Source organism: Serratia sp. Res13-Sevr-LER1-36-b, from assembly GCF_015673035.1.
Lineage (GTDB): Bacteria > Pseudomonadota > Gammaproteobacteria > Enterobacterales > Enterobacteriaceae > Chania > Chania fonticola_C.
Genome location: NZ_JADACK010000031.1, coordinates 1 through 26,380, shown reverse-complemented (window position 1 = coordinate 26,380; position 26,380 = coordinate 1). Strand labels below are relative to the sequence as shown.

Sequence of the window (26,380 nt, the reverse complement as noted above, 5' to 3'; positions counted from 1 at the left end):
TGAGGCTGAAAATGAACAAAGACCACGTAAAGCTGGCAATCGCCCCGATTGGTTGGACGAATGACGATATGCCTGAGTTAGGGGACGAGAACACGTTCCAGCAGTGCGTCAGCGAAATGGCGCTGGCCGGGTTCACCGGCAGCGAAGTGGGCAGCAAATACCCGCGCGATCCCGAGGTGCTGAAACCGATGCTGGACATCCGCGGGATCCAGATCTGTAATGCCTGGTTCAGCACGTTCTTTGCCGATGGGCTGAAGGAAAAGACCATCGATGAGTTTGTTAACCACATGAATTTCCTGCATGCGATGGGGGCCAAAGTGATTGGCTGCTCCGAGCAGAGTAAGAGCATTCAGGGCACCACCAAGGCGGTATTTGAAGAGAAACCCTATTTTAGCGATGAAGAGTGGCAGCGGGTGGCGCAGGGATATAACGAGCTGGCGAAAATTGCCGCCGGAAAGGGGATGCAGGTCTGCCTGCACCATCATATGGGCACGGGCATCCAGACTGCCGAAGAGATAGATCGCTATATGAGCATGGTGAACGACGATGTTTACCTGCTGTTTGATACCGGGCATGCCTATTACTCCGAAGGCAGCCAACAGGCAATGTTGGCAATCCTGGAGAAATACCTGCCGCGCATCAACCATGTGCACCTGAAAGACGTGCGTGATGAGGTGGTGGCAGAGGTTAAGGCCAAGCACCTGAGCTTTCTGGACGGGGTGAAAAAAGGCACCTTCACCGTGCCGGGGGATGGCGTGATCGATTTCCGGCCGGTATTCAAGCTGCTGGATGCGCGTGGCTATAAGGGATGGATGGTGGTGGAAGCTGAGCAGGATCCGGCGTTGGCCAACCCTTTTGAATACGCAGTGAAAGCGCGCCGTTATATTCGCGAAACGGCCGGGCTTTAAGTCAGTTATTGGTTTGCTGAGTCTAACGGGTGGGGCGTTGGTATGAGCGCCCCACCGACAAAGCAGTTCTGATTACGGGGTTTTAAACCGGGCCATATGGTAGGCATCCACTAACTCGCCATCGCGCATGGCAAAGCGGCGGCTGGTGCCTTCAATTTCAAAACCGAACTTACGATACAGCGCTATGGCACCCTGATTGTCGGTGTACACCGTGAGCTCAATGCGCTCAATACCGGCCCAGTTGTCGCAAATATCGATCATCGTCTTCATCAGTGCGCTGCCAACGCCCTTACCGTGATAACCGGCATCCACGCTAATGCCAATAGTGGCCACATGGCGGCGGCGTACCCGCTGGTTGAGTTCCACGAACAGCTGCCCCACCACGCGATCGTCAATGCAGGCCACCATGTTGTAGGTTCCGGGTTGCACGTTAGCAATACGCTGTTGCCACATGGCTTTTGACGGTAGCGGTAGTTGTAGCGTGTCACGGTAAACGGTCGGGTGGGAATATAGCTGGTGCAAGGCTTCAGCATCGTTACTTTCCACGTGACGAACTACAATCTCGCTCATTTTTTCCTCTCTTTCGCGTTTACCGTTTGAATAACCTCCCAAATTATCCGTTTACTCCCCTGAGTCAATATAATTTCCCATTGGTCAAAAAAACGCTTTACAGGTGCGAATGATAATGATTATTATTGTCATGCGTTCAGAGAGAGTATCAACCTTTGATACTGTTTGCTGAAGGCACGACATTGCTCACATTGCTTCCAGTGTTTACTTAGCCAGCTCGGGTGCTGGCTTTTTTTTTGCCCAAATTCAGCGGCTAACCCATCCCACAAACCCTTTGCGACTGGCTGCCAAACTCCACCTAATTTTTTGAACAGAGGGGTGAGATTTTTGCGCTTTCATATTCCTCCGTCAGGTCTAGACTGTAGAAAACGTTGAGGAGAGTTGAATATGATTTATTTACGTAAGGCACAAGATCGCGGTCATGCCAATCATGGTTGGCTCGACAGCTGGCACACTTTCTCATTTGCCGACTATTACGATCCCGACTTTATGGGATTCTCGGCGCTGCGGGTGATCAACGAAGACGTGATTGATGCAGGCCAGGGATTCGGTACTCATCCCCATAAAGACATGGAAATCCTGACCTACGTGCTGAGCGGCACGGTGGAGCATCAGGACAGCATGGGCAACAAAGAACAGATCAATGCCGGTGAGTTCCAGATCATGAGTGCAGGGACCGGTGTGCGTCACTCCGAGTACAATGCCAATAGCGATCGGCCATTGCATCTCTACCAGATCTGGATTATTCCGGATCAGGTTGGGCTGGAGCCACGTTATGAGCAACGGATGTTTGATGCGCCTCAGGGCCGCCAGTTGGTGCTGTCGCCAGACGCTCGCGAAGGTTCGCTGAAGGTGTTCCAGGATATGACTTTGTCTCGCTGGGCGCTGAAGAAAGACGAGCAATCCGTTTATCCAATCCAGGCAGAACGCCGCGTTTGGATCCAGGTGGTGCATGGCAATGTCTCTATCAATGGCCACAAAGCGGGTATTAGCGATGCTTTTGCCATCTGGGATGAGACAGCGCTGTCTATCCATGCCGATGAAGACAGCGAGATTCTACTGTTCGATCTGCCACCGGTGTGATGACAGAGTAATGGCGAGGGCTCGGTGCAATACCGGGCCTTTTTTGTGTCTGCTGGCCGGATAACCAACAATATCGGAAAGGCGTTTTATTTGCTAAAATGGCCGCCCATTCACGGTTAGCCAGTTCAGTGATAATGAAGAAAAAACGGCCGGTGCTTCAAGATGTTGCAGATCAGGTTGGCGTCACCAAAATGACGGTGAGCCGCTATTTGCGCAATCCCGATCAGGTTTCTGCCGCTTTACAGCAAAAAATTGCGGTAGCGCTGGACGAACTTGGCTACATTCCCAATCGCGCCCCGGATATCCTTTCCAATGCGACCAGCCGGGCGATCGGCGTATTGCTGCCGTCGCTGACCAACCAGGTATTTGCCGAAGTGTTGCGGGGTATCGAAAGCGTTACCGATGCACACAATTATCAAACCATGCTGGCGCACTACGGCTATTTGCCGGAGCGTGAGGAAGAGCGTCTGACATCGCTGTTTTCTTATAATATCGATGGGCTGATCCTGTCCGAACGCCACCATACCGCACGTACCCTGAAGATGATTGAAGTTGCAGGCATCCCGGTGGTGGAGTTGATGGACTGTGTCTCACCCTGTATCGATCTGGCGGTCGGGTTCAACAACTTTGAAGCGGCCCGCCAAATGACCCAGCAGATCATCGCTCGCGGCCATCGTCATGTGGTGTACTTTGGCGCGCGCCAGGATGAACGCACCATTATCAAACAGCAGGGCTACGAACAGGCCATGCGTGAGTCTGGTCTTGAAGCCTACAGCATCATGACCGCACGTTCTTCTTCCTATTCGGCTGGTGGTGAGATGTTGCGCGAGGCACAGCGCGATTATCCGCAGGTTGACAGTATCTTTTGTACCAACGATGACCTGGCGATCGGTGCGGCATTCGAGTGCCAGCGCCAGGGGTTATCTATCCCGCAGGATATGGCGATTGCCGGTTTCCACGGCCACGATATCGGCCAGGTGATGGTGCCAAAACTGGCGAGCGTATTGACACCGCGTGAGCATATGGGCCAGCTCGCCGCTGAGCGCCTGTTGGCACGGCTGCGTGGAGAAGTTGTTTCCCCACGTATGGTAGACGTGGGTTTCACCGTGGCACCCGGTGGCAGCATCTGAACCTGGGCGCAATAGCCAGCGCCCAGCACGGCTGGTTTATTGCTTCAGCGCTGCGACACAGCGGCCAACTACGCCTTCAACGTTTGTATCGATATCCACGCAAATCACATCTTTTTCGTCGGCCCCTGGCTCTTCTAATGCTTCAAACTGACTTTTTAGCAGTTCGGTGGGCATAAAATGCCCGGAGCGGGCTTGCAGACGGCCCAGGATCACCTCGAAGCTACCTTTCAGATAGATAAACACCATATTGTCATTGTCTTTGCGTAGCAGATCGCGGTAGCGGCGCTTTAACGCCGAGCAGACAATAATCCCACTTTCGTTCTTGTGATTAAGGCTGTACGCCGCGTCATTGAGGCGTTGCAGCCAAGGCGCTCGGTCCTCGTCATTCAACGGCTGGCCGCTGGCCATCTTCTGGATATTGGCGCGTGGATGCAGATCGTCGCCATCAATAAATTTTGCCTTGATTTCCCGTGCTACCGCCGCGCCAATCGTGGATTTGCCGCTGCCGGAGACGCCCATCAGGATGATGCTTTTTCCCGCCATAAGTTTGATCTCTATCTCAGAATGCGAATTTTGCTGGGTTACCTGGTTCCGGATCTTATCATGTTACCGGTATCATGATACGGGTAACAAATGGAGATGTGATTGTCATCACACAGCATAGAACAGGGAACATGTCCGGCGTTTTCATGTCGCCACGTGGCGGGCTGCAATCTGCATCCATTGGTTATACCACTGTACTCAGCTGCCTATTTAGACCACCAGGATCGGGTCGTACAATAAAATAAAGCACCTTCTTTCGCTGCCATTGCGTAAAGAGGCCAAGTGATAAAAGGGTTGGAGAAAAATTATGCCACTAGTGATTGTTGCCATCGGCGTAGCCATGCTGCTGCTGCTGATGATCCGCTTTAAGCTGAACGGGTTTATCTCGTTGATTCTGGTCGCTCTGGCGGTTGGTATCATGCAGGGAATGCCGGTAGACAAAGTGATTGGTTCCATCAAGGCAGGCGTGGGCGGAACGCTGGGTGGTCTGGCGCTGATCATGGGCTTTGGTGCCATGCTCGGTAAGCTGCTGGCGGACTGTGGCGGTGCACAGCGGATTGCTACCACGCTGATCGACAAGTTCGGCAAACAGCATATCCAATGGGCCATCGTGCTGACCGGTTTTACCGTCGGTTTTGCCCTGTTCTACGAAGTGGGCTTCGTGCTGTTACTGCCTTTGGTGTTTACCATTGCTGCCTCTGCGCGTATCCCGCTGCTGTATGTCGGCGTGCCAATGGCTGCGGCGCTGTCCGTTACCCACGGTTTCTTGCCTCCGCACCCAGGCCCAACGGCCATTGCTACCATTTTCCATGCGGACATGGGTAAAACCCTGCTGTATGGCACCTTGCTGGCGATCCCAACCGTGATCCTGGCAGGCCCGGTGTATGCCCGTTTCCTGAAAGGAATCGATAAGCCGGTTCCGGTCGGTTTATATAACCCAAAAACCTTTACCGAAGAAGAAATGCCTGGGTTTGGCGTCAGCGTAGCGACTGCACTGGTTCCGGTGATCCTGATGGCGTTGCGTGCCGTGGCGGAAATGGTGTTGCCTAAAGGCCATCCATTCCTGTCCTACGCCGAGTTCTTTGGTGACCCGGTAATGGCAACGTTGATCGCGGTGCTGATTGCCATCTTTACCTTCGGCCTGAACCGCGGCCGCACCATGGACGAAGTGATGGGCACCGTCAGCGACTCCATCAAAATCATCGCCATGATGCTGTTAATCATCGGCGGTGGCGGGGCGTTCAAACAGGTGCTGGTGGACAGCGGCATTGAGCAATACATTGCTGGCATCATGCATGGCAGCGACGTGTCACCAATCCTGATGGCCTGGTCGATTGCCGCAGTGCTGCGTATTGCACTGGGTTCCGCGACCGTAGCGGCGATCACCGCCGGGGGCATTGTGGCTCCGCTGATTGCTACCACCGGGGCTAGCCCGGAGCTGATGGTTATCGCCGTTGGTTCGGGCAGCGTGATTTTCTCTCACGTTAACGATCCAGGCTTCTGGCTGTTCAAGGAGTATTTCAACCTGACCATTATGGAAACCATTAGGTCCTGGTCCGTGTTGGAAACCATCATTTCAGTCTGCGGCCTGATTGGCTGCCTGCTGTTGGCGATGGTGGTTTAAGTTTTAACGGTGGGGCGCAGCAGTCTCTGCTGCGCCCTGGCTGCTAAAGGTTCAGATAGGCCCGAACGCCGTCCAGGAACATTTGGGTGGACAGCATCACCAGAATCAACCCCATCAGTCGTTCCAGTGCACTCACCCCTTTGCTCCCCAGTAACCGCAGGAACACGTTCGACATCAGCAGGATCGCCGCCGACAATCCCCAGGCAATCAGCAAGGCCACGACCAGATGCGAAATCTGGTTGGGGTACTGGTGTGAAAGCAACATCAAGGTTGCCAGAATCGACGGCCCGGCGACTAACGGAATGGCGAGCGGCACCAGGAAAGGCTCCTCTCCGGCGGAAAGATCGCTACCGCTGCCCTCCTGAGAAGGGAAAATCATCTTGATGGCGATCAGGAACAGGATAATCCCGCCGGAGATCGACACGGTTTCGGTGCGCAGGTTAAGGAACGCCAAAATGTGTTCGCCCGCGAACAGGAAGATCAGCATCAATACCAAAGCTATCAGTAACTCGCGGATCACCACCGCCCGGCGACGGCGCGGTTCCAGGTGTTTCAGCACTGACATGAAAATCGGCAGGTTACCCAGCGGATCCATAATTAAAAACAGCAACACCGTTGCCGCAATCATTTCTGTCATTTAAGGCCTCAAAATCAGAAAAAACGACCGATATTTACCCTATGGATTTCAAGCTGCAGCTAGGCGACAAGCTTACTCATCCCCAGGAGCTTACGTTTAGTAAGTGGCTGGGGTGAGCAAGTGCAGGTAACAACGCTGCAGCTTGAAAGACGACGGGTATAAGCGGCATTGCTGAGAATTGTTTGTTCATCGAATAAATTCACTTTGCGCTCGCGCCGACTTTTTGTAAGGTGGGTAGATATTGCACACAACATATAACTTAACTCTATCTCATATCCTTCCTGAAAGGGTATAGAGCATAGTCATCCTCCAAGGCAGGACAGTAAATATGAAAAACGTTGGTTTCATTGGTTGGCGTGGTATGGTCGGCTCGGTTCTCATGCAACGCATGACTGAAGAGCGCGATTTTGACGCCATTCGCCCGGTATTCTTCTCCACTTCGCAGCTCGGTGCTGCCGCCCCGGCTTTCGGTGGTCAGCAGCAAGGCACGCTGCAAGATGCGTATGATGTCGAAGCATTAAGCGCTCTCGATATTATTATTACCTGCCAGGGCGGCGATTACACCAATGAAATCTATCCAAAGCTGCGGGCTACCGGCTGGCAGGGCTATTGGATCGATGCGGCCTCTTCTCTGCGTATGAAAGACGATGCGATTATCATCCTCGACCCGGTCAACCATGCGGTGATCCAGGAAGGGCTGAACAAAGGCATCAAGACCTTTGTTGGCGGTAACTGCACCGTCAGCCTGATGCTGATGTCGCTGGGCGGTCTGTTTGCCAACGACTTGGTGGAGTGGGCCTCTGTTGCCACCTATCAGGCTGCCTCTGGCGGCGGTGCGCGCCATATGCGTGAGCTGTTGACTCAGATGGGCATGCTGCATGCGGATGTGGCGAAGGAGTTGCAGGACCCGGCCTCGGCGATCCTGGACATCGAACGTAAAGTCACGGAGGCCACCCGTTCCGGTAAGCTGCCAACCGATAACTTTGGCGTTCCTCTGGCGGGCAGCCTGATCCCTTGGATCGACAAGCAACTGGATAACGGCCAAAGCCGCGAAGAGTGGAAAGGCCAGGCGGAAACCAACAAGATCCTCAGCACGTCAAGCATCATCCCGGTTGATGGTTTGTGTGTGCGCGTCGGAGCTCTGCGCTGCCACAGCCAGGCATTTACCCTGAAGCTGAAGAAAGACATCCCGCTGCCGGAAATCGAGCAACTGTTGGCCACGCACAACGATTGGGTACGGGTGATCCCTAACGACCGCGAACTGACCATGCGTGAGCTGACGCCTGCTGCCGTAACCGGTACTTTGAACACGCCAGTTGGTCGTCTGCGCAAGCTGAATATGGGGCCGGAATACCTCTCCGCCTTCACCGTTGGCGATCAGCTGTTGTGGGGCGCGGCCGAACCGCTACGTCGCATGTTGCGTATCTTGCTGTAGGATATTTAGTTGCGTGGCATGAAGAATCACTAAGCTGCAAAAATCCCGATAGCCCGCTGAAAAGCGGGCTTTTTTATGTGGATAGCATTATCAAAACGCACATGTTGGTTATCCCCAAGGCCGTACTTTGGGGACAGGTCGATAGGGGGCAACGTAATGCGGGGGCTGTGTGGCACCTGCCTGGCGGTATGTCATTGAAACAGGGTACCGATTCAAGTCCGCCGTGTTATTTCGTCAGCACCTTTTCTAATGCGGTAAGTGCGCATTGCTGATCAAGGTGTCCACCTGGTGCGCCGCCGACACCAATAGCGCCAACGACTTCTTCACCGCTTTTCACTGGTACTCCACCGGCCAGTAATAAAAATCCAGGGATATCACGTAGATTTGCTGCTCCAGCATTTGCCTGGGCATTTTTCATTACATTTTCGGTAGGGTTTTTGGTGGTCAGTGCGGTAAATGCTTTCATCTGGCTGGCTTCCACGGTATGAGGACCAGCGTTATCCATTCTCTTGATAACCAGAGGAATTCCGGCACGGTCTACAACGGTAACGGCAACATTGTAGTTATTGGCGCTACAGGCCTGGATAGCACTTTGCGCCAACTTATCAGCCAATTCTAGGGAGAGATTCTTTTCGGTCAGAATGCCACTGGCTGTACTGGTGAATGACAGCATACTGCTAAATAAAATGGCGCATGAGATTATACGTTTCATCTTGGCTTGCTCCTGAATAGACCCTTGGTGTAACAAAGAGAATAGAGGGTGTCATTGACGTAATCTATTGTCTTGATTACCTACTTGGCTAGGTGTTTTTACTGAGTAGGGGGAGGGTCACATTATGAAGGTGAGTGCATCCCCATGAACTGCATGTGGCAGCTATAACCTTGAACTTCCCGAGGGCTGATCTCTTTCAGCCCACCAATGCCCTGTTTTTCACGTTTCTGGTCTCGATTGCAGAAGTAGTCAAGGTGATGCAGGCAAGGTGACGTCATGCCTGTCGTATATCAGACGCAGCCAGCTAAGGTTGCCCACTCTGCCGGTTTTCCGGCTAAAAATTTTCCTTGGTAATGTCACCGTGTTTTTAGCAGACATGACTATGCTTATTAGGTGGATGAAAAGTTTTCCATCAATGGTGAAAATTCGCCTAAAAATTAAGCATAAAGAGCGAAACTGCGAGCATGAAGGCGATCGATTAATCAATAACCGACTGAAATCACGCTTTAGGTAGCAAATGAATTGCATGATAGGTGCAACGGCTGCTTTTTGTTCAGCGTAGCCTTTTAAAAGTCATGCTCTTAATCAAAGGAAGAATGCTATGCCTGTACTTCCCGAACGTGACGTGATCAATCAGCTCATCTCCGGTCACTATGCCGATCCCTTTTCCTTGCTCGGCATGCATGTAACCGAAAACGGCCTACAGATTTGTGCGCTGTTGCCGGATGCGGGCACCGTGTGGCTGGTAGAGAGTAAAACCGGTAACCGTCTGGTTCAGCTCAATTGCGATGACGCTCGTGGTTTTTTCAGCGCTCTCGTACCGCGTCGTAAAACCCCTTTCCGCTATCAGCTTGAAGTCAGCTGGCGCGACCATCAACAACTGCTTGAAGACCCATATCGTTTTGGCACCCTGCTGCAGGATATTGACAGCTGGCTGCTGGCCGAGGGCACCCATCTGCGGCCTTATGAGCGGCTGGGGGCGCATCCTGGCTCGTTGGATAATGTGGATGGGGTCAGCTTTGCCGTTTGGGCACCGAATGCCCAGCGCGTGTCGGTAGTGGGGGAGTTCAACTTTTGGGATGGACGGCGTCATCCCATGCGCCTGCGAAGAGAGAATGGGATTTGGGAGCTGTTTTTACCGGGCGTGAAGGCCGGGCAGCTGTATAAATACGAGATTATCGATTGTTACGGCAACGTGCAGCTGAAAGCCGATCCTTATGCTTTCGAAGCGCAGATGCGGCCGGAAACGGCCTCGTTGATCACACCGTTGCCTGCGGTGGTGGAAAACACGCCGGAAAGGCAGCGGGCCAATGACTTTGACCGTCCGATTTCCATCTATGAAGTGCACCTGGGCTCCTGGCGTCGCCATACAGACAATAATTTCTGGCTCAGCTATCAAGAACTGGCCGAGCAACTGATCCCCTACGTTAAATATATGGGCTTCACCCATATTGAACTGTTGCCGATCAACGAGCATCCGTTCGACGGCAGCTGGGGCTATCAGCCGTTGGGAATGTATGCGCCAACCCGGCGTTTTGGCACGCCAGCGGAGTTCAAGGCTTTTGTCGCCGCGGCTCATGATGCCGGGATCAACGTGATCCTGGATTGGGTGCCGGGGCATTTCCCCAGCGATGCCCATGGCCTGGCCAACTTCGACGGCACCGCGCTGTATGAATATGCCGATCCTCGTGAAGGATTCCACCAGGATTGGAACACGCTGATCTACAACTATGGCCGCCACGAGGTGCGTAACTATCTGGCGGGCAATGCGTTTTACTGGCTGGAGCGCTTTGGTATCGACGCCCTGCGCGTCGATGCGGTGGCGTCGATGATTTACCGTGATTACAGCCGTGCCGACGGTGAGTGGGTGCCAAACTACTATGGCGGCAATGAGAACCTGGAAGCGATTTCCTTCCTGCGTTACACCAACCAGACGCTGGGCAAAGAGCGGCCAGGGGCGGTGACGCTGGCGGAAGAATCCACCGACTATCCGGGGGTTACGCTGCCGCCGGATGCCAACGGCTTAGGTTTCCACTACAAGTGGGATCTCGGCTGGATGCACGACACGCTGGATTATATGAAGTGCGATCCGGTGCACCGTAAATACCACCACAACCTGATGACCTTCGGCATGCTCTACGCCTATACAGAAAACTTCGTGCTGCCGATCTCGCACGACGAAGTGGTGCATGGCAAAGGCTCCGTGCTGGATCGGATGCCGGGGGATGCCTGGCAGAAATTCGCCAACCTGCGGGCCTATTACGGCTTTATGTGGGCTCACCCGGGCAAAAAACTGCTGTTTATGGGCAGCGAATTTGCTCAAGGGCGCGAGTGGAATTTCGATAACAGCCTGGACTGGCATCTGCTGGAAGGATTGGACGGTTGGCACCACGGCGTACAACGGTTGGTACGCGATCTCAACCACTGCTACCAGGAGAATGCGCCGCTGTATGAGCGCGATTATCGTCCAGACGGCTTTGAATGGCTGGTGGTCGACGATCACGACAATTCGGTATTTGCATTCGCACGCTACGACTCGCAGGGCAATGAGCTGATAGCCATCAGCAACTTTACCCCGGTGCCGCGCCCTCATTACCGCATCGGCATTGCGCGCGCTGGCGAATATCAGGAAATCCTCAATACCGATTCACACCATTATCACGGCAGTAACGCGGGTAATCAGGGGCGGGTGATTTCGCAGCCGATCGGCAGCCACGGTCGTGAACATTCGATCAGCGTGATGGTGCCACCGCTGGCCACCGTTTATCTACGGCGGGAGGCTTGATGGTAGAGCTGACGCCGGGTCTTGCCGCGCCTTTAGGGGCTTATTACGACGGTAATGGCATCAACTTTACCCTGTTTTCTGCGCATGCCACGCGGGTTGAGCTGTGCCTGTTCGATGCGCAATATCGTGAAACACGCCTGCCGTTGCCTGCCCGCAGCGGTGATATCTGGCATGGATATCTGCCAGGGGGCGAGTTGGGGCAGCGTTATGGTTTTCGGGTGCATGGCCCGTTTGAGCCGCATCTTGGGTTGCGTTTTAACGCCAACAAGCTGTTGCTCGATCCGGCGGCGCGGGCAGTCGAAGGGCCGGTTGCCGACCATGTGAATTTGCATGGGGGGTACGAACAACCGGACCAGCAAGACAGCGCCCCGTTGATGCCCAAATGTGTAGTGATCGATGAAAGCTACGATTGGCAAGACGATCGCCCGCCAGCCACCCCTTGGGGTAAAACGGTGATCTACGAAGCCCACGTCCGGGGGCTGACGTTAACGCACCCGGAGATCCCGGCCGTATTGCGTGGCAGCTTTGCTGCTCTTGGCCACCCGGCGATGATTGCCTACTTCAAGCGGTTGGGGATCACTGCGCTCGAGCTTTTGCCGGTGCAGCAGCACACCACGGAGCCGCGTTTGCAGCGCCTGGGGCTGATCAATTACTGGGGATACAACGTGCTGGCTCCTTTCGCGCCAGACAACCGTTACAGCAGTTTGAGCACCGGGACGACGCCGCTCCGTGAGCTCCGCGATGCGGTGAAAGCACTGCACCGGGCGGGGATCGAAGTGATCCTGGACGTGGTGTTCAACCACAGTGCAGAGCTGGATGTGGATGGGCCAACGTTGTCGCTGCGTGGTATCGATAACCCCAGTTACTACTGGCTAACCCCTGACGGTGGCTACGATAACCTCACCGGCTGTGGCAATACGCTGCGCTTGGATCAGCCAGCGGGCGTGGCGTGGGTGATGGATTGCCTGCGTTTTTGGGTTCGGGAGTGCCATGTCGACGGTTTCCGCTTCGATCTTGGCACCGTGTTAGGCCGTACACCAGCGTTTGACCGCGATGCACCGCTGTTTCAGGCGATGCTGGCGGACGATACGCTGGGGCGCTGCAAACTGATCGCCGAGCCCTGGGACATTGGCCCAGGGGGCTATCAGGTTGGCGCGTTTCCAGGCCGTTTTGCTGAGTGGAATGACCATTTTCGTGACGATATCCGCCGTTTCTGGCTGTGGGGAGATCTGTCACTGGGTCAGTTTGCCCAGCGTTTTGCTGCCTCCAGCGAGGTATTCAACCAACGTGGGCGTGCGCCTTATGTCAGCATCAATATGCTGACGGCCCACGACGGCTTTACCTTGCAGGACGTAGTGAGTTTCAAGGAGAAACATAACCAGCCTAACGGAGAGGGAAACCGTGATGGCAGCGACCAAAACTTTAGCTGTAACCACGGAGTTGAAGGCCTGATTGCCGACGAAACCGTTTTGCAACGCCGCCAGGCCAGCCAGCGAGCACTGCTTGCCACGCTGCTTCTGGCACAGGGGACACCGATGCTGCTGGCCGGTGATGAGCACGGAAATAGCCAGCAAGGCAACAACAATGCTTACTGTCAGGATAACGCAACCACCTGGCTCGATTGGGCCAATGCGGATGAGTCACTGACCGCATACACCGCCGCGCTGATCCGCTTGCGCCAGCAAATTCCTGCTTTGCAGGCAGACCGCTGGTGGCAGGAGGGAGACGGCAGCGTGCAGTGGTTAAACGCGCAGGGGCAGCCGCTCAGTGCGCAACAGTGGGAACAGGGCGATCGCTGCTTGCAGATCCGCCTGTCGCAACGCTGGCTGATGGTGATCAACGCCACCCAGCAGACCGTTGAGATGACGTTACCCGAGGGTGATTGGCAGGTTGTCGCCCCCTTTACTCAGGAAGATTCGCGGGCGGTTTTACCCGCCTGGTGCCAGGTTGCGCATTCGCTTTGCGTGCTGGTAGAGAAAAATTAAAAGGAGTCAGTTATGGTTAAGCACGAAAATAAAGACCCTCTGATGTTGGCGCGCCAACTGCCGAATAAATCCGTTGCCCTGATATTGGCAGGCGGCCGTGGCTCGCGTTTGAAAGATTTAACCTCTACCCGCGCCAAGCCAGCCGTTCACTTCGGTGGCAAGTACCGCATCATCGATTTTGCCATGTCCAACTGCCTGAACTCAGGGATCCGCCGTATGGGGGTGATCACTCAGTATCATTCCCATACGTTGGTGCAGCATATTCAGCGGGGCTGGTCGTTCCTCAACGAAGAGATGAATGAGTTTGTCGATCTGCTGCCTGCCCAGCAGCGCCTCAGCACCGAACATTGGTACAAAGGCACCGCGGATGCGGTTTACCAGAACCTCGACATCATTCGCCGCTATGAAGCGGAATACGTGGTGATCCTGGCGGGCGACCATATTTATAAAATGGACTACTCGCGCATGCTGATCGATCACGTCGAGAAAGGGGCGCAGTGCACGGTGGCCTGTATTCCGGTACCGCGCAAGGAAGCCAGCGAGTTTGGCGTGATGAAGGTGGACGATAACGACCTGATCCTCGAATTCCTGGAGAAGCCAGCCAATCCGCCGGCCATGCCTGGCAACCCGGATATGTCACTGGCCAGCATGGGCATCTATATTTTCAACGCCAGCTATCTCTTCCAACTGCTGGAAGAGGATATGTCGACCCCTGACTCCACCCACGATTTCGGTAAGGATCTGATCCCAAAAATTACCGCGCAGGGCGCTGCCTGGGCGCATCCGTTTACTCTTTCCTGTGTGGGATGTGGTCCCGATCTGCCGCCGTATTGGCGTGATGTCGGGACCTTGGAAGCCTACTGGCGCGCCAACCTCGATCTGGCTTCGGTAACGCCTGAGCTGGATATGTACGACCGTTCCTGGCCGATCCGCACCTATATGGAGCCACTGCCACCGGCCAAATTTGTGCAAGACCGTTCCGGCAGCCATGGCATGACCATGAACTCGCTGGTGGCCGGTGGGTGCATTGTCTCCGGTTCGGTGGTGGTGCATTCAGTGCTGTTCTCGAGGGTGCGGGTGAACTCCTTCTGCACTATCGACTCTTCTGTATTACTGCCCGATGTCAACGTTGGCCGCTCCTGCCGCCTGCGCCGCTGCATTATCGATCGCGCCTGCCATATTCCCGAAGGCATGGTGATTGGTGAAAACGCCGAGGAAGACAGCAAGCGTTTTTACCGTTCGGAAGAGGGCATCGTGCTGGTGACGCGCGAAATGTTGGCAAAACTGTAGCCATTCCGGCCGGAACCTTGGGCGTGGCAAGCCGCGCCCCTTATCTCCGTAAAGACGTTTTTACCGAATTTCAGGAGTGATAATGCAGGTTTTACACGTATGTTCCGAGATGTTCCCTCTGCTTAAAACCGGCGGGCTTGCAGACGTGGTTGGCGCATTACCGACGGCGCAGATTGCCGCAGGAGCTGATGTTCGGGTGCTATTACCGGCTTTTCCTGACGTGCGCAACGGTATCCCGGACACGGTACTGGTTGCCGAGATCGACTCTTTTGCCGGGCGCGTAGGCCTACGTTATGGTACCTATCATGGCGTAGGTGTTTACCTGATCGATGCCCCCTGGTTGTATGACCGGCCGGGCAGCCCGTACCACGATCAGTCGATGTATGCCTACCCGGACAACCACCGCCGTTTTGCCTTGCTGGGCTGGATGGCCTGTGAGCTGGCGAAGGGGCTGGATCATTACTGGCGGCCAAAACTGGTCCATGCTCATGACTGGCATGCTGGCTTGGCCTGCGCTTATCTGGCGGCGAATGGCCACCCGGCACGCTCGATCTTTACCGTACACAATCTGGCCTATCAGGGGCTATTCTCCGCCCACCATATGGCGGAGCTGTGGTTGCCATCGTCATTCTTGAATATCTATGGCCTGGAGTTTTACGGCCAGATGTCTTTCCTGAAAGCAGGCCTGTACTACGCCGACCATATCACCGCCGTCAGCCCGACCTATGCGCGTGAAATTACCCAGCCGGAGTTTGGCTACGGGATGGAAGGGTTACTCCAGGAGCGGCAGCGGCAGGGGAGATTGAGCGGTATTCTCAACGGTGTTGATGACAAGATTTGGGACCCGTCACACGATGCGCGCCTGGCGGCACGCTATGACGCCAACAGCTTGAAAAAAAAGGCCAAGAATAAGGTTCATCTGCAAAAAGCCATGGGGCTACAGGTGGATGAATCGTTGCCACTGTTTGCGGTGGTCAGCCGTTTGACCAACCAGAAAGGGTTGGATTTGGTGCTGGAAGCCCTGCCAGCGTTGCTGGAACAAGGGGGGCAGTTGGTCGTGCTGGGGGCCGGTGACGCAGTATTACAGCAGGCTTTCCTGGCGGCTGCGGCCGATTATCCGGAACAGGTCGGTGTGCAGATTGGCTACCACGATGCCTTCTCGCACCGCATTATCGGCGGAGCGGACGTGATCCTGGTACCCAGCCGCTTTGAGCCTTGCGGATTAACACAGCTTTATGGCCTGAAATATGGCACGTTGCCGCTGGTGCGCCGCACCGGTGGGTTGGCTGATACGGTGGTGGACTGTGCGCTGGAGAACCTGGCCGACGGTACTGCCAGCGGGTTTATGTTTGATGATTGTAATGCTGTTGCCCTAGGCAATGCCATTCGGCGTGCTCTGGTGCTGTGGAGCAGGCCGAGACATTGGCATCACGTACAACGCCATGCCATGAGTCTGGATTTTGGCTGGCAAGTCGCGGCAAAGGAATATCTGTCGCTTTATCAACGCTTGTTGTAATCACGTACTTGGGATTGAATTACTATGACTTCACCGTTTAGTTACACCTCACCCACGGTCAGTGTCGAAGCGCTGAAACATTCCATCGCCTATAAACTGATGTTTATTGTCGGTAAGGATCCGGCTATCGCCACCCAGCACGACTGGCTTAATGCCGTGTTGTTTGCGGTGCGCGACAGGATGGTGGAACGTTGGTTGCGATCCAATCGCGCCCAGCTTTCACAAGATGTCCGGCAGGTGTATTACCTGTCGATGGAGTTTCTGCTTGGCCGTACGCTGTCGAATGCGCTGTTATCGATGGGGATTTACCAGGATATTGAGGACGCACTCGATGAGATGGGTCTGAACCTGAGTGAGCTGCTTGAGGAAGAGAACGATCCTGGCTTGGGCAATGGCGGCCTGGGGCGTTTGGCTGCCTGCTTCCTGGACTCGTTGGCCACGCTGGCGCTGCCTGGCCGGGGCTACGGTATTCGCTATGAATATGGCATGTTCAAGCAGAACATCGTCGATGGCCAACAGATGGAGTCGCCGGATTATTGGCTGGAATACGGCAACCCGTGGGAGTTCCCGCGCCATAATACCCGCTATAAAGTGCGTTTTGGTGGCCGCGTTCAGCAGGAAGGGGCGAAGGCCCGCTGGGTGGAAACCGAAGAGATTATCGCCATCGCCTACGATCAGGTGATCCCGGGCTTTGATACCGATGCCACCAACACGCTGCGTTTGTGGAGCGCTCAGGCCAGTAATGAAATCAACCTGGGTAAGTTCAACCAGGGGGATTATTTTGCCGCAGTGGAAGATAAAAACCACTCCGAGAACGTTTCGCGCGTGCTCTATCCCGATGACTCCACCTATTCCGGGCGTGAACTGCGCCTGCGGCAGGAGTATTTCCTGGTTTCAGCCACTACCCAGGACATCCTCAACCGCCATTGGACGATGCACAAAACCTTCGACAATCTGGCCGACAAGATTGCCATCCACCTCAATGATACCCACCCGGTGTTGTCGATCCCTGAGCTGATGCACCTGCTGATTGATGAGCACAAATTCAGCTGGCTGGATGCCTGGGAAGTGGTGGAAAAGGTGTTCTCCTATACCAACCACACCTTGATGAGCGAAGCGCTGGAAACCTGGCCGGTTGATATGCTGGGCAAGATCCTGCCGCGCCACCTGCAACTGATCTTCGAAATCAACGACCATTTCCTCAAGCAGGTACAGCAAGTGGTGCCGGGCGATAATCAATTGCTGGCACGGGTCTCCATCATTGATGAAACCAACGGGCGTAGAGTGCGTATGGCGTGGTTGGCTGTGGTCGCCAGCCATAAGGTGAATGGCGTCTCGGCACTGCACTCCGAACTGATGGTACAGTCCCTGTTTGCCGATTTTGCTCGCGTATTCCCCGATCGCTTCTGCAATAAAACCAACGGGGTCACGCCGCGCCGCTGGCTGGGATTGGCTAACCGGCCATTATCCAAAGTGCTGGATGACAGTATTGGTCACAACTGGCGTACCGATCTCAGCCAGCTTGGCGAAATCAAAGCGAATGCGGATTACCCGAGCTTCTTGCAGGCCGTACAGGCTGCCAAACGGCAGAATAAAGAGCGGCTGGCGGGGTATATCGCGAAAAAGCTCAACGTGGTGGTGAACCCTGACGCGTTGTTCGACGTACAAATCAAACGGATCCATGAATATAAGCGGCAATTGCTGAACGTATTGCATGTGATCACGCGTTATAACCGTCTGTTGCAGGATCCTGATGCCAAACGCGTACCGCGCGTGGTGATCTTCGCGGGTAAAGCGGCTTCGGCCTACTATGCCGCCAAACAGATCATCCGTTTGATCAATGACGTAGCGAAGGTGATCAACAACGATCCGCGAGTGCATGATGATTTGAAGGTGGTGTTTATTCCTAACTACGGGGTAAGCCTGGCCCAGATGATCATTCCGGCGGCCGATCTCTCCGAGCAGATCTCGCTGGCAGGGACAGAGGCTTCGGGCACCAGTAATATGAAGTTTGCTCTCAACGGTGCCTTGACCATCGGCACGCTGGACGGGGCCAACGTCGAAATGCTGGAACACGTGGGCGAAGAGAACATCTTTATCTTTGGCAATACCGCCGATCAGGTGGAAGCGCTGCGCCGCGATGGGTATAACCCACGTCAGTATTACGAGCAGGATGAAGAGTTGCATCTGGCTTTGACGCAGATCGCTACCGGTGTGTTCAGCCCTGAAGAGCCCAAGCGCTACAGCAGCCTGTTCGATTCACTGGTCAATCTCGGCGACCACTATCAGCTGTTGGCCGATTACCGCAGCTATGTGGATACGCAGGATAAGGTGGATGAGGTGTATCTCAATCAGGACGACTGGACCAGGCGCGCGATACTCAATATCGCCAACATGGGCTACTTCTCTTCCGACCGCACGATCCAGGAGTACGCGGACGAGATCTGGAATATCAAACCGATAAAGCTGTAATAGCCAAGGGCCGGATCACCGGCCCTTGAATTTAACTTGTTGCGTCCCGTATGCCGTAGGGGCGCTGCATGCTGCGCCCGCCTACTCACACCTCAATCAAGACGCCAATGACAACGCTTTTGGTTTGGCATTTTCTGCCAGCCAGGTTTTCACCCGCGCCTGCTGTTCTTCGCTGAGCCACATCCCCAGTTTGGTGCGGCGCCACAGGGCATCATCCAGCTCGACAACCCACTCTTTCTCAACCAGATAGCGCAGTTCAGCTTCGTACAGGTCATGGCCGAAGTCTTCACCCAAATCGCTCAGGCTATTGGCATTAGCCAGGATTATTTCGCTGTGGCTACCATAAGTACGGGCGTAACGACGAGCCAATGACTCCGTCATCCAGCCGTGCTGACGGCGCAGTTTAGCGGCATAGCTATCGCGATCGCCGTCAATATTGCCCCCTGGCAGGGAACCGTTTTTGGTCCATGCCGGGCCACAGCCAGGATAGTAGTGAGCCAATTTCTCCATCGCATGCTCGGCCAGCTTGCGGTAGGTGGTGAGTTTGCCACCGAATACGGAAAGCAGTGGGGCTTTGCCCTGCTCGTCATGCACATCCAGCGTATAGTCGCGAGTTACGGCCTGCGGTGAGTCAGATTCATCATCACACAGCGGGCGTACGCCAGAGTAGGTCCAGACGATATCGTCACGGCCCAGCTGTTTTTTGAAGTGATCGTTATACACCTTCAACAGATAGTTGATTTCGTTATCGTCGATCTTCACGTCTTTCGGATCGCCGTGGTATTCCACGTCGGTGGTGCCGATGATGGAGAATTCGTCCAGCCACGGAATGACAAACACGATACGGTGGTCTTCGTTCTGCAAGATATAAGACTGTGGCTGGTTATGCGCCCGAGGTACTACGATATGGCTGCCTTTGATCAGGCGGATACCGTAAGGAGACTTGAGCTTCAGGCCATCGTCGAAGAAATGTTTTACCCATGGGCCGGTAGCGTTCACCAAGCCTTTGGCGCGCCAGGTAAAGGTTTTGCCGCTGTCGACGTCGATGGCTTCCACCATCCACAGCCCATTTTCGCGCCAGGCGCGGGTCACTTTGGTGCGGGTGCGCACTTCGCCACCGCGTTCGGCCACGGCTTGGGCGTTCAGTACGACCAGGCGCGCATCGTCTACCCAACAATCAGAATATTCGAAACCGCGCTTTAAGTCTGGCTTCAGGACGGACTCTGGTCCAAAGCGCAAACCTTTACTGCCTGGCAGGCTGGTGCGTTTGCCCAAATGATCGTACAGGAACAGGCCGATACGGATCATCCAGGCCGGGCGCAGATGAGGCTGGTGCGGCAGGCGGAAACGCATTGGGAAGGCGATATGCGGTGCCAGTTTCAGCAGCACTTCACGTTCGGCCAGCGCTTCGCTGACCAGACGAAACTCGTAGTGTTCCAGGTAGCGCAGGCCACCGTGGATCAGTTTTGAACTGGCGGAAGACGTAGCACAGGCCAAGTCTTGCGCTTCCAGTAGCAGTACGGACAGCCCACGCCCGGCTGCATCGGCTGCGATGCCGGCTCCGTTGATACCACCACCGATAACGATCAAGTCTTTGGTTTCCACGTTAACTTCCTCCTGGTGTTCGAAATAGCTCTTTTATGTTCGTTTTCGCTCATTATTGTAATCGGAAACCAACAAGCAAGCCAAGAGTTAACCAAACAAAAACATTCTTGCGTGATAGAGGTAACAGTTTGGTGATAGTAGGTATACAAATTGAAGGGGTATTTGACGCAGCTTTTGCTTAGCCGCATCCACCGCAAACCCATGCCTATTGCGGGCGTGGATATAAGGAGGTTTTTGAGTTTGGTGACGAAGCGACTGGGGGGGATAAGAGGATGAACATAAGTATAGGTATCATTTCAATCCTGACAACGCCTCCTCCATTAACTGGCCAAGCATTGCCCGCGCAGTGAGATTCTCACCGTCGGCCTTGGTCTGCTCAAGTGTGATCCCCAGATTTCCGAGTGTTGGCAGAAGGTTGCCCGCTATGCGCAGATCTCCTGGCATGCCAAGGCGTGTGCGTACGGTCAGGCCAAATCCGGCCTTAACCGCAGCCCAGATACCGCTCAGGCTGTGGCTGACAAACATTACCCGCCAGGGGACCCCTGCATGATCCAGGCTGGTAGTAGCACGCGAGCGCATCAGGCACGGGTTTTCAAACATCACCAGTGGTAGCGGCTCACCCTTTGCCAGCAGAGCAGGAAGATCCAGGTCCGGATGGTAAATCCACTCTAGCTGGCGTTCGCCTAACCGTCGGCCTTCGCGTATCTGTGCATCTGGCTGCCACATGAGTGCCATATCGACCGTTTTATCGTCTAATGCGGTTTGCAGCGCATGTTGACGGTCTACCCTGGCGATGATCTTCAGCTCTGGATGATGGCGTCTGAACTGGCCGAGGATCCCAGGCATCAGTGATTCACCAAAATCCTCCTGCATACCAATGCTGATCTCTCCCTTTAACAATTCTCCTTTCAGAGCACGCTGTGTTTCATCGTTTAACTCCAGCATGCGCCGCGCATAACCCATCAGCATTTCACCCTGAGGGGTCAGTTCCAGATGGCGCCCTTTTTTCATCACCAATGTCGCGTTGCACTGCATTTCCAGCTTTTTTAACTGGGCGCTGACGGCAGAAGTGGAGCGGGACAGGCGTGTTGCCGCCAGTGCAAAGCTGCCACATTCAATGCCGGTAACAAAGCTGCGTAGTGCATCCAGATCCAGCGCGGGTAAAAGCTTCTTCATTATCATCCTTATATTCAGGATGGTTGGTCCTGATTAATTCGATTTTCAGGATTTGACTATCACGCCAGAATGGGTTGACTGTCAATACGGAGAGAATGCCATGACCCAATCCACCGACCGAGACATGCTTGCCCGACTGGCCCCCAAACTGGCTGAATTGAGTAAGGAGGTTCTTTTTGATGATATATGGCAGCGCGGTGAGCTCTCCCCGCGTGATCGCAGCCTGATAACATTGTCTGCTCTGGCTGCGCTGGGGCGGGTGCAACAGCTACCGTGGCACCTCGATTTTGCTCGGAAAAATGGTCTGAGCCACCAGGAGATTATTGAAGCGTTCACCCATTTGGCTTTTTATGCAGGCTGGCCGGCCGCAGTATCTGCAATCGGCTGTATTGATGAGGAGAGTATCTGATGCCCTTCAGCCGAATTACACTTCGCCAAGGCTACAGTGAGACACAACTCCAGAAAATCTCTGACATTCTGCACCAGAGCCTGACGGAGGAGTTTGACGTTCCGCCAGACGACCGTTTTCAGGTCATTGAAACGCTACCTGCCAGCCAGCGCATTTTTGACCGGAGTTATCAGAGTGGTGAACGCAGCGACAACTTTATCCTGTTTCAGATCATCGCGGGAAAGCCACGTTCCGCCGGGCAGAAACAGAGTTTTTACCATGTGCTGAGTGAGCGCCTGAACAGGGGGCTGAATATTCATCCCGATGATGTCATGGTGATTATTCAGTTCAACAACGCCGCTGACTGGAGCTTCAGCAATGGCTGCATGTATTGCCCTGGGTGATGGGCTAATGCGTGGCACGTTTGGCCCCCTCTCCATTTGGTGAGGGGGCAGGGAGATCAGCAGAGTTCCAGCTGTACGTCGTACTGCTCGATAATCTTCATCACGCTGGGTGGCGGAGCCTGATCGGTAAACAGATAGTCGATCAGGTTCATGTTCCCCAGGTTCACCATCGCGTTACGGCCAAACTTGGAATGGTCGGTAACCAACATCACGCAGCGGGAGTTTTCGATAATCGCGCGTTTGGTTCGCACTTCGTGATAGTCGAATTCGAGCAGCGAGCCATCCATATCGATGCCGCTGATGCCGAGAATGCCGAAATCCAGGCGGAACTGGGAGATAAAGTCCAGCGTGGCTTCGCCCATAATGCCGCCATCGCGGGTACGGACTTCGCCACCGGCCAGGATCAGACGGAAATCCTCCTTGGCGGTGAGCAGGGTGGCTACGTTCAGGTTGTTGGTCACGACCCGCAGATTTTTATGGCCCATCAAGGCGTGGGCTACCGCTTCCGGCGTGGTGCCAATATCGATAAACAGCGTGGCGCCGTCCGGTATCTGGCTGGCTACGCGCTGGGCGATGCGGGCTTTCTCTTCCGACCACATCACCTTGCGATCGTGATAAGCGGTGTTTACCGAACTGGAAGGTAACGCAGCTCCACCGTGATGACGCTGTATTTTGTTCTGATCGGCCAGGTCATTCAAATCACGGCGAATGGTTTGCGGGCTGACGGCAAAGTGCTCCACCAGCTCTTCCGTACTGACATATCCCTGTAGGCGCACTAATTCGATAATTGCGTCATGACGCTGTGTTTGCTTCACGATATTCCCCTAATACACCGATGTGCCTGGTTGTTATTGTTCGTTGTGCGCGCGATGCCGCGTATCCCAGAATGCCATTAATAACCCTATCACTAAACCGGCAACGTGTGCCGCATTGGCGATCGACATTCCTAAAATATCGAAATAACCGGCCACCAGCCAGAGCGCGGAAAAGACCATCAAGCCCCGGGGCAGGTTCAAACCGCGTTCCGGTGCGCGTTCACCGCTCAGCCAGACATAGCCCATCAGCGCGTAAACGACCCCGGAAAGCCCGCCGAACAGCGCACCGCTGAATAACGACTGCGCCCAGCCGCTGAAAAAGGCCGACACTACGGCGATCACAAACAGCTTGCCGGTGCCGAGGAGTTTTTCCAGCGGACCACCAAGATACCACCACCACATCAGGTTAAAGGTAATGTGCAGCAGCGAGAAGTGCAGAAACGCATGGCTGACCCAGCGCCACAGCTGGCCATATTGCGAGCTGTTTTGCGGCCAGGAGAGCCAGAACATGACGGTATCATCACCCAGCACCTGCATCAGGATATAGACCAGAATACACAGGCTCATCACCGTTAGCGTCAGCGGCCCGGCCTTGCTGCGGATGATTTGCAGGTAAGAAAACTGTTGATACTGTAGACCGGCATCGGTGCTGCCTGCCTGCCAACTGGCGGCCTGATAGCGGCGGTTGAACGGATCGAGCAGGAACTGTTGCAGTTCGTGTTGTACCTGCTCCAGATGGGCCTCGTCCGCCAGCCAGATTTCGGCTGCATCGCCTGTTGCGCGGACTTCAAGTACAACCCCTTGCGTTGCCATGTAATCGACAAAGGCCTGCGCCAGGCGAGGGTTGGATACGGCGATCACTCGAACCATAGATTTTCCGTCTAAGTAGATGACTTTGGCCACGGGCAAAACCGCCGATGGCATTGGCGGCTGATTATACCGTTGAAATCCTGAGCGCAGGGAAGGGATCTGACAAAAACAGTGCAGAATTCAGCAATTGGCCGCCCAGAAAGGCGGCCCAATGGGGATTAGGCGGAGGTCTCAACGTCCTGTGGGAACTGGCGGGCCCAGGCCTCAAAGCCGCCGTCGATACTGTAAACCGCGTCAAACCCCTGATGCAGCAGATACTGCGCGGCGCTGCGGCTGCTGTTGCCGTGATAGCACATGACCATCACCGGGCGATCGAACTCGTTCTGCTGCATAAAGGCGGACAAGGTGGCGTTGGTCAGATGAAAAGCGCCTGGCGTATGTCCAGCTTCAAAGCTTTGTGGATCGCGGATATCAACCAGTGCGGCGCTACCGTTTTTCAGGCGTTGGTGTGCTTGCACAACGTCGATCGTTTCAAACTGTTCCATAACTGCAAAATACCGGGTAATGGGATAATGTCTTTATTGTATCCAATTTTTGCAGGCATTAGACCAGAGCAACAGCAGGGACTTTATCCCCGCCGTCTTGCAACTGTAGCGTTGTTACCAGCGATAGCTCACACCCAAGGTGCCACCGTAATCCTGGTAGCTGTTGGCTCCCATGGTGATCCCGCCTTCGAACCACAGCTGCATGTTGTAAGTACTAGGCGAATGCAGGCCTAACTTGACCTCAAAAAGATCATCCAGGGCGTTGGTCTCTACCCGTGTATCATTAAAATTGACCGCGTTCTTGCCACTATTATGCCACCAGTTGGTGGCGAGATAGGCGGTAGTATAATCGTCTTGATCGCTGTACCAGCGAATACCGACGCGTGAAGTAAAGTTTGGCGCATCGGCCTGATGAATATAGACGCCTGCCGGATCCTGATAATTATCGGCATCGAAGCGATTATAAATAATCTGCAGCTGTGGCTCGATAATCAACTCGAGTGCCGAAAAAGGCTGCAAGGCATAGCCGGTTTCCAGCGAGGCGCTAAAGCCAGTGCTGTCATAATTCTGCTTGCCTTGGGCAGAGGTCACGCTGTTGTTAAACCAGGCATATTGTAGCCAGGAATCCACATACGCCCCAGAATGCTTTTTCTTATCCTGATACCAGGTGCTGTAAGCGCCGATAGAATAGCCGTCGACTTTTCCTTCGGATGAGAGGGTAGCGTTGTTAGCGCTGCTCTTGGCGTGGCCGTAGCCGGTCATCAGGCCTGCCGTCCACTCTTCTTTGTTGTTATCCAAGGCCAGCAAATCCCCGCCCAGCATAAAGACCTGACGATCCATATCGACGGGCAAGCCATTATCGCCCGCGCTCAGATCCTTGCTGTGATAACCCGAAACGCGCATCCAGAATTGACTGTCCCCTGGCGCGGTTTTTCTTTGGTGTAGGGTATGAGAAAATAACGTTGATGCGGCAACCTGATTACCCAGATAAACCCCGGCGTCGGGCCGGGAACTATAATCGATGAGGGTTTCCGTGCTCGCCATGGCCGGAGAGGTGGTCAGATAAATCCCGACCACAATAAGTGTTTTCTTGTTTATTGCCACAATCCCAACTCCCTATGGAAATTTGCCGCAATAGTACCCAGATGAAACGATAATGTCATGAGAAAACCGGCGGGCTTTAGATTGACCGCCAGTGATATCGCTCGACCTATTTATTTGGTGGATGTATCAGGCCCTATATATTTTCTAAACTATAGGTTTATTAATAAAAGGAGCATGAATGCCCCTCTTGGGAAATCACCCAGGATGACAAAATAGATAGCCAGGCAGCGGCGTAGAAGGTTAAACCAGCTGTAGAGACATCCCTTGCGGATTTATGGTCGAACGCAGTTGTTAAATGTGGCTCGTTCGGTCCCCTCTCACTGTGGGAGAGCAGCTGTGTTTAAAGTCAACGGGTGATGATTAATTTGTCACCCATTTTTTATTATCCCGCAGCATCGCATTCAGGATAGTTAGCAGCTTTCTCACACAAGCCGTCACCGCCACCTTGAACGCTTTCCCACGCCCTATCAGGCGTTCGTAGAACGCCCGGATTGTCGGGTTGTACCGCACTGCTGACAAGGTCGCCATGTACAACGCTGAACGCACTGCGCTTCGCCCTCCCCAGATACTTCGCTTCCCTTTCATTTTTCCACTGTCGTGGGCGTAAGGACACACACCAACCAGCGCACTTATCTTGTGCCGATTCAGTGTCCCCAGCTCCGGCAACATCGCCAGAAGCACCGCCATCGTTGTCGGCCCGATACCTTTGACTTCCTCCAACAGCGTCGCCTTTTCCCGCCACAGCGGCATCACTTTTATTTGCCTGTCGATGTCGTCATCTGCATCCCGGATTTCAGCCGTCAACCAGTCGATATGTCGCTTGATGCCCACTGAGACCACCAC

23 protein-coding genes are annotated in these 26,380 nt (G+C 54.4%); 12 read left to right on the top strand and 11 right to left on the bottom strand.

Going from position 1 to position 26,380, the window contains the following annotated elements; genetic code table 11:
* Positions 1–11 precede the first annotated feature (11 nt).
* On the top strand, positions 12–908 hold the full coding sequence (iolE, locus tag IMQ33_RS19945; RefSeq protein WP_196061841.1) for a myo-inosose-2 dehydratase: 897 nt from the start codon (positions 12–14) through the stop codon (positions 906–908).
* A gap of 72 nt (positions 909–980) precedes the next feature.
* Here iolE and IMQ33_RS19940 read toward each other — a convergent pair whose 3' ends face one another.
* On the bottom strand, positions 981–1,478 hold the full coding sequence (locus IMQ33_RS19940; protein WP_161712915.1) for a GNAT family N-acetyltransferase: 498 nt from the start codon (positions 1,476–1,478) through the stop codon (positions 981–983).
* Between the two features lie 387 nt (positions 1,479–1,865).
* Between IMQ33_RS19940 and IMQ33_RS19935 the strand changes: the two genes are divergently transcribed.
* A complete protein-coding gene (locus IMQ33_RS19935; RefSeq protein ID WP_021807425.1) occupies positions 1,866–2,561 on the top strand; it encodes a pirin family protein in 696 nt (231 codons plus the stop codon).
* 134 nt (positions 2,562–2,695) lie between these two features.
* Positions 2,696–3,691, top strand: a complete 996-nt coding sequence (gntR, locus tag IMQ33_RS19930; RefSeq protein WP_065684044.1) for a gluconate operon transcriptional repressor GntR — start codon at positions 2,696–2,698, stop codon at positions 3,689–3,691.
* A 36-nt stretch (positions 3,692–3,727) separates the two neighbouring features.
* On the opposite strand, the gene IMQ33_RS19925 is transcribed toward gntR, so the two are convergent.
* The gene (locus IMQ33_RS19925; protein WP_196061840.1) at positions 3,728–4,234 is read right to left on the bottom strand and encodes a gluconokinase; all 507 of its coding nucleotides are present in this window, start codon (positions 4,232–4,234) and stop codon (positions 3,728–3,730) included.
* Between the two features lie 307 nt (positions 4,235–4,541).
* Between IMQ33_RS19925 and gntT the strand changes: the two genes are divergently transcribed.
* Positions 4,542–5,858, top strand: coding sequence for a gluconate transporter (gntT, locus tag IMQ33_RS19920; protein WP_024482775.1), 1,317 nt, complete (start codon positions 4,542–4,544; stop codon positions 5,856–5,858).
* A 43-nt stretch (positions 5,859–5,901) separates the two neighbouring features.
* Here gntT and IMQ33_RS19915 read toward each other — a convergent pair whose 3' ends face one another.
* The gene (locus tag IMQ33_RS19915; protein ID WP_021181749.1) at positions 5,902–6,495 is read right to left on the bottom strand and encodes a YhgN family NAAT transporter; all 594 of its coding nucleotides are present in this window, start codon (positions 6,493–6,495) and stop codon (positions 5,902–5,904) included.
* Between the two features lie 328 nt (positions 6,496–6,823).
* Between IMQ33_RS19915 and asd the strand changes: the two genes are divergently transcribed.
* Entirely contained in the window at positions 6,824–7,930 is a 1,107-nt protein-coding gene (asd, locus tag IMQ33_RS19910; RefSeq protein ID WP_065683993.1) for an aspartate-semialdehyde dehydrogenase, read from the top strand.
* Between the two features lie 226 nt (positions 7,931–8,156).
* Here the strand turns inward: asd and IMQ33_RS19905 are convergent, their stop codons facing one another.
* Positions 8,157–8,642: a heme-binding protein gene (locus IMQ33_RS19905; protein WP_065683994.1), complete on the bottom strand. Its 486-nt coding sequence runs from the start codon at positions 8,640–8,642 to the stop codon at positions 8,157–8,159.
* A 601-nt stretch (positions 8,643–9,243) separates the two neighbouring features.
* Here IMQ33_RS19905 and glgB point away from each other — a divergent pair.
* The 5 genes from glgB (at position 9,244) to glgP (ending at position 18,690) form a co-directional block, all read left to right on the top strand.
* A complete protein-coding gene (gene glgB, locus IMQ33_RS19900) occupies positions 9,244–11,427 on the top strand; it encodes a 1,4-alpha-glucan branching protein GlgB (protein WP_161712913.1) in 2,184 nt (727 codons plus the stop codon).
* Positions 11,427–13,412: a glycogen debranching protein GlgX gene (gene glgX / locus IMQ33_RS19895; protein WP_098929520.1), complete on the top strand. Its 1,986-nt coding sequence runs from the start codon at positions 11,427–11,429 to the stop codon at positions 13,410–13,412. The genes glgB and glgX overlap by 1 nt, the downstream gene beginning before the upstream one ends.
* 12 nt (positions 13,413–13,424) lie before the next feature.
* On the top strand, positions 13,425–14,702 hold the full coding sequence (glgC, locus tag IMQ33_RS19890) for a glucose-1-phosphate adenylyltransferase (RefSeq protein ID WP_094982402.1): 1,278 nt from the start codon (positions 13,425–13,427) through the stop codon (positions 14,700–14,702).
* A gap of 82 nt (positions 14,703–14,784) precedes the next feature.
* Positions 14,785–16,218 carry a glycogen synthase GlgA gene (gene glgA, locus IMQ33_RS19885; RefSeq protein WP_196061839.1) on the top strand — a complete coding sequence of 478 codons (1,434 nt, stop codon included), beginning with the start codon at positions 14,785–14,787 and terminating at the stop codon, positions 16,216–16,218.
* A 24-nt stretch (positions 16,219–16,242) separates the two neighbouring features.
* Positions 16,243–18,690 carry a glycogen phosphorylase gene (gene glgP, locus IMQ33_RS19880; protein ID WP_173408558.1) on the top strand — a complete coding sequence of 816 codons (2,448 nt, stop codon included), beginning with the start codon at positions 16,243–16,245 and terminating at the stop codon, positions 18,688–18,690.
* Positions 18,691–18,786: 96 nt separating this feature from the next.
* On the opposite strand, the gene glpD is transcribed toward glgP, so the two are convergent.
* Complete coding sequence (glpD, locus tag IMQ33_RS19875) at positions 18,787–20,295, bottom strand: glycerol-3-phosphate dehydrogenase (RefSeq protein WP_065684000.1); 1,509 nt, start codon at positions 20,293–20,295, stop codon at positions 18,787–18,789.
* A 291-nt stretch (positions 20,296–20,586) separates the two neighbouring features.
* On the bottom strand, positions 20,587–21,483 hold the full coding sequence (locus IMQ33_RS19870) for a LysR substrate-binding domain-containing protein (protein WP_196061862.1): 897 nt from the start codon (positions 21,481–21,483) through the stop codon (positions 20,587–20,589).
* 88 nt (positions 21,484–21,571) lie between these two features.
* On the opposite strand from IMQ33_RS19870, the gene IMQ33_RS19865 reads away from it, so the two are divergent.
* Positions 21,572–21,880 carry a carboxymuconolactone decarboxylase family protein gene (locus tag IMQ33_RS19865; protein WP_021807438.1) on the top strand — a complete coding sequence of 103 codons (309 nt, stop codon included), beginning with the start codon at positions 21,572–21,574 and terminating at the stop codon, positions 21,878–21,880.
* Positions 21,880–22,263, top strand: coding sequence for a tautomerase family protein (locus IMQ33_RS19860; RefSeq protein WP_196061838.1), 384 nt, complete (start codon positions 21,880–21,882; stop codon positions 22,261–22,263). The genes IMQ33_RS19865 and IMQ33_RS19860 overlap by 1 nt, the downstream gene beginning before the upstream one ends.
* A gap of 56 nt (positions 22,264–22,319) precedes the next feature.
* Here IMQ33_RS19860 and IMQ33_RS19855 read toward each other — a convergent pair whose 3' ends face one another.
* The 5 genes from IMQ33_RS19855 to IMQ33_RS19835 all read right to left on the bottom strand — a co-directional run.
* Positions 22,320–23,078, bottom strand: a complete 759-nt coding sequence (locus IMQ33_RS19855; protein WP_021181740.1) for a DeoR/GlpR family transcriptional regulator — start codon at positions 23,076–23,078, stop codon at positions 22,320–22,322.
* A 33-nt stretch (positions 23,079–23,111) separates the two neighbouring features.
* A complete protein-coding gene (gene glpG, locus IMQ33_RS19850; RefSeq protein WP_024527602.1) occupies positions 23,112–23,948 on the bottom strand; it encodes a rhomboid family intramembrane serine protease GlpG in 837 nt (278 codons plus the stop codon).
* A gap of 158 nt (positions 23,949–24,106) precedes the next feature.
* Positions 24,107–24,433, bottom strand: coding sequence for a thiosulfate sulfurtransferase GlpE (glpE, locus tag IMQ33_RS19845; RefSeq protein WP_196061837.1), 327 nt, complete (start codon positions 24,431–24,433; stop codon positions 24,107–24,109).
* Between the two features lie 114 nt (positions 24,434–24,547).
* On the bottom strand, positions 24,548–25,537 hold the full coding sequence (locus IMQ33_RS19840) for an autotransporter outer membrane beta-barrel domain-containing protein (RefSeq protein ID WP_161738640.1): 990 nt from the start codon (positions 25,535–25,537) through the stop codon (positions 24,548–24,550).
* A 360-nt stretch (positions 25,538–25,897) separates the two neighbouring features.
* Positions 25,898–26,380, bottom strand: a 483-nt coding sequence (locus IMQ33_RS19835) for a transposase (protein ID WP_230327533.1), incomplete at its 5' end; no start/stop codon positions are given.

Excerpts from the sequence above, each read along its gene's own strand:
- iolE (WP_196061841.1), top strand. The coding sequence starts at position 12 with ATGAACAAAGACCACGTAAAGCTGGCAATCGCCCCGATTGGTTGGACG.
- IMQ33_RS19940 (WP_161712915.1), bottom strand. The coding sequence starts at position 1,478 with ATGAGCGAGATTGTAGTTCGTCACGTGGAAAGTAACGATGCTGAAGCC.
- IMQ33_RS19935 (WP_021807425.1), top strand. The coding sequence starts at position 1,866 with ATGATTTATTTACGTAAGGCACAAGATCGCGGTCATGCCAATCATGGT.
- gntR (WP_065684044.1), top strand. The coding sequence starts at position 2,696 with ATGAAGAAAAAACGGCCGGTGCTTCAAGATGTTGCAGATCAGGTTGGC.
- IMQ33_RS19925 (WP_196061840.1), bottom strand. The coding sequence starts at position 4,234 with ATGGCGGGAAAAAGCATCATCCTGATGGGCGTCTCCGGCAGCGGCAAA.
- gntT (WP_024482775.1), top strand. The coding sequence starts at position 4,542 with ATGCCACTAGTGATTGTTGCCATCGGCGTAGCCATGCTGCTGCTGCTG.
- IMQ33_RS19915 (WP_021181749.1), bottom strand. The coding sequence starts at position 6,495 with ATGACAGAAATGATTGCGGCAACGGTGTTGCTGTTTTTAATTATGGAT.
- asd (WP_065683993.1), top strand. The coding sequence starts at position 6,824 with ATGAAAAACGTTGGTTTCATTGGTTGGCGTGGTATGGTCGGCTCGGTT.
- IMQ33_RS19905 (WP_065683994.1), bottom strand. The coding sequence starts at position 8,642 with ATGAAACGTATAATCTCATGCGCCATTTTATTTAGCAGTATGCTGTCA.
- glgB (WP_161712913.1), top strand. The coding sequence starts at position 9,244 with ATGCCTGTACTTCCCGAACGTGACGTGATCAATCAGCTCATCTCCGGT.
- glgX (WP_098929520.1), top strand. The coding sequence starts at position 11,427 with ATGGTAGAGCTGACGCCGGGTCTTGCCGCGCCTTTAGGGGCTTATTAC.
- glgC (WP_094982402.1), top strand. The coding sequence starts at position 13,425 with ATGGTTAAGCACGAAAATAAAGACCCTCTGATGTTGGCGCGCCAACTG.
- glgA (WP_196061839.1), top strand. The coding sequence starts at position 14,785 with ATGCAGGTTTTACACGTATGTTCCGAGATGTTCCCTCTGCTTAAAACC.
- glgP (WP_173408558.1), top strand. The coding sequence starts at position 16,243 with ATGACTTCACCGTTTAGTTACACCTCACCCACGGTCAGTGTCGAAGCG.
- IMQ33_RS19865 (WP_021807438.1), top strand. The coding sequence starts at position 21,572 with ATGACCCAATCCACCGACCGAGACATGCTTGCCCGACTGGCCCCCAAA.
- IMQ33_RS19860 (WP_196061838.1), top strand. The coding sequence starts at position 21,880 with ATGCCCTTCAGCCGAATTACACTTCGCCAAGGCTACAGTGAGACACAA.
- glpG (WP_024527602.1), bottom strand. The coding sequence starts at position 23,948 with ATGGTTCGAGTGATCGCCGTATCCAACCCTCGCCTGGCGCAGGCCTTT.
- glpE (WP_196061837.1), bottom strand. The coding sequence starts at position 24,433 with ATGGAACAGTTTGAAACGATCGACGTTGTGCAAGCACACCAACGCCTG.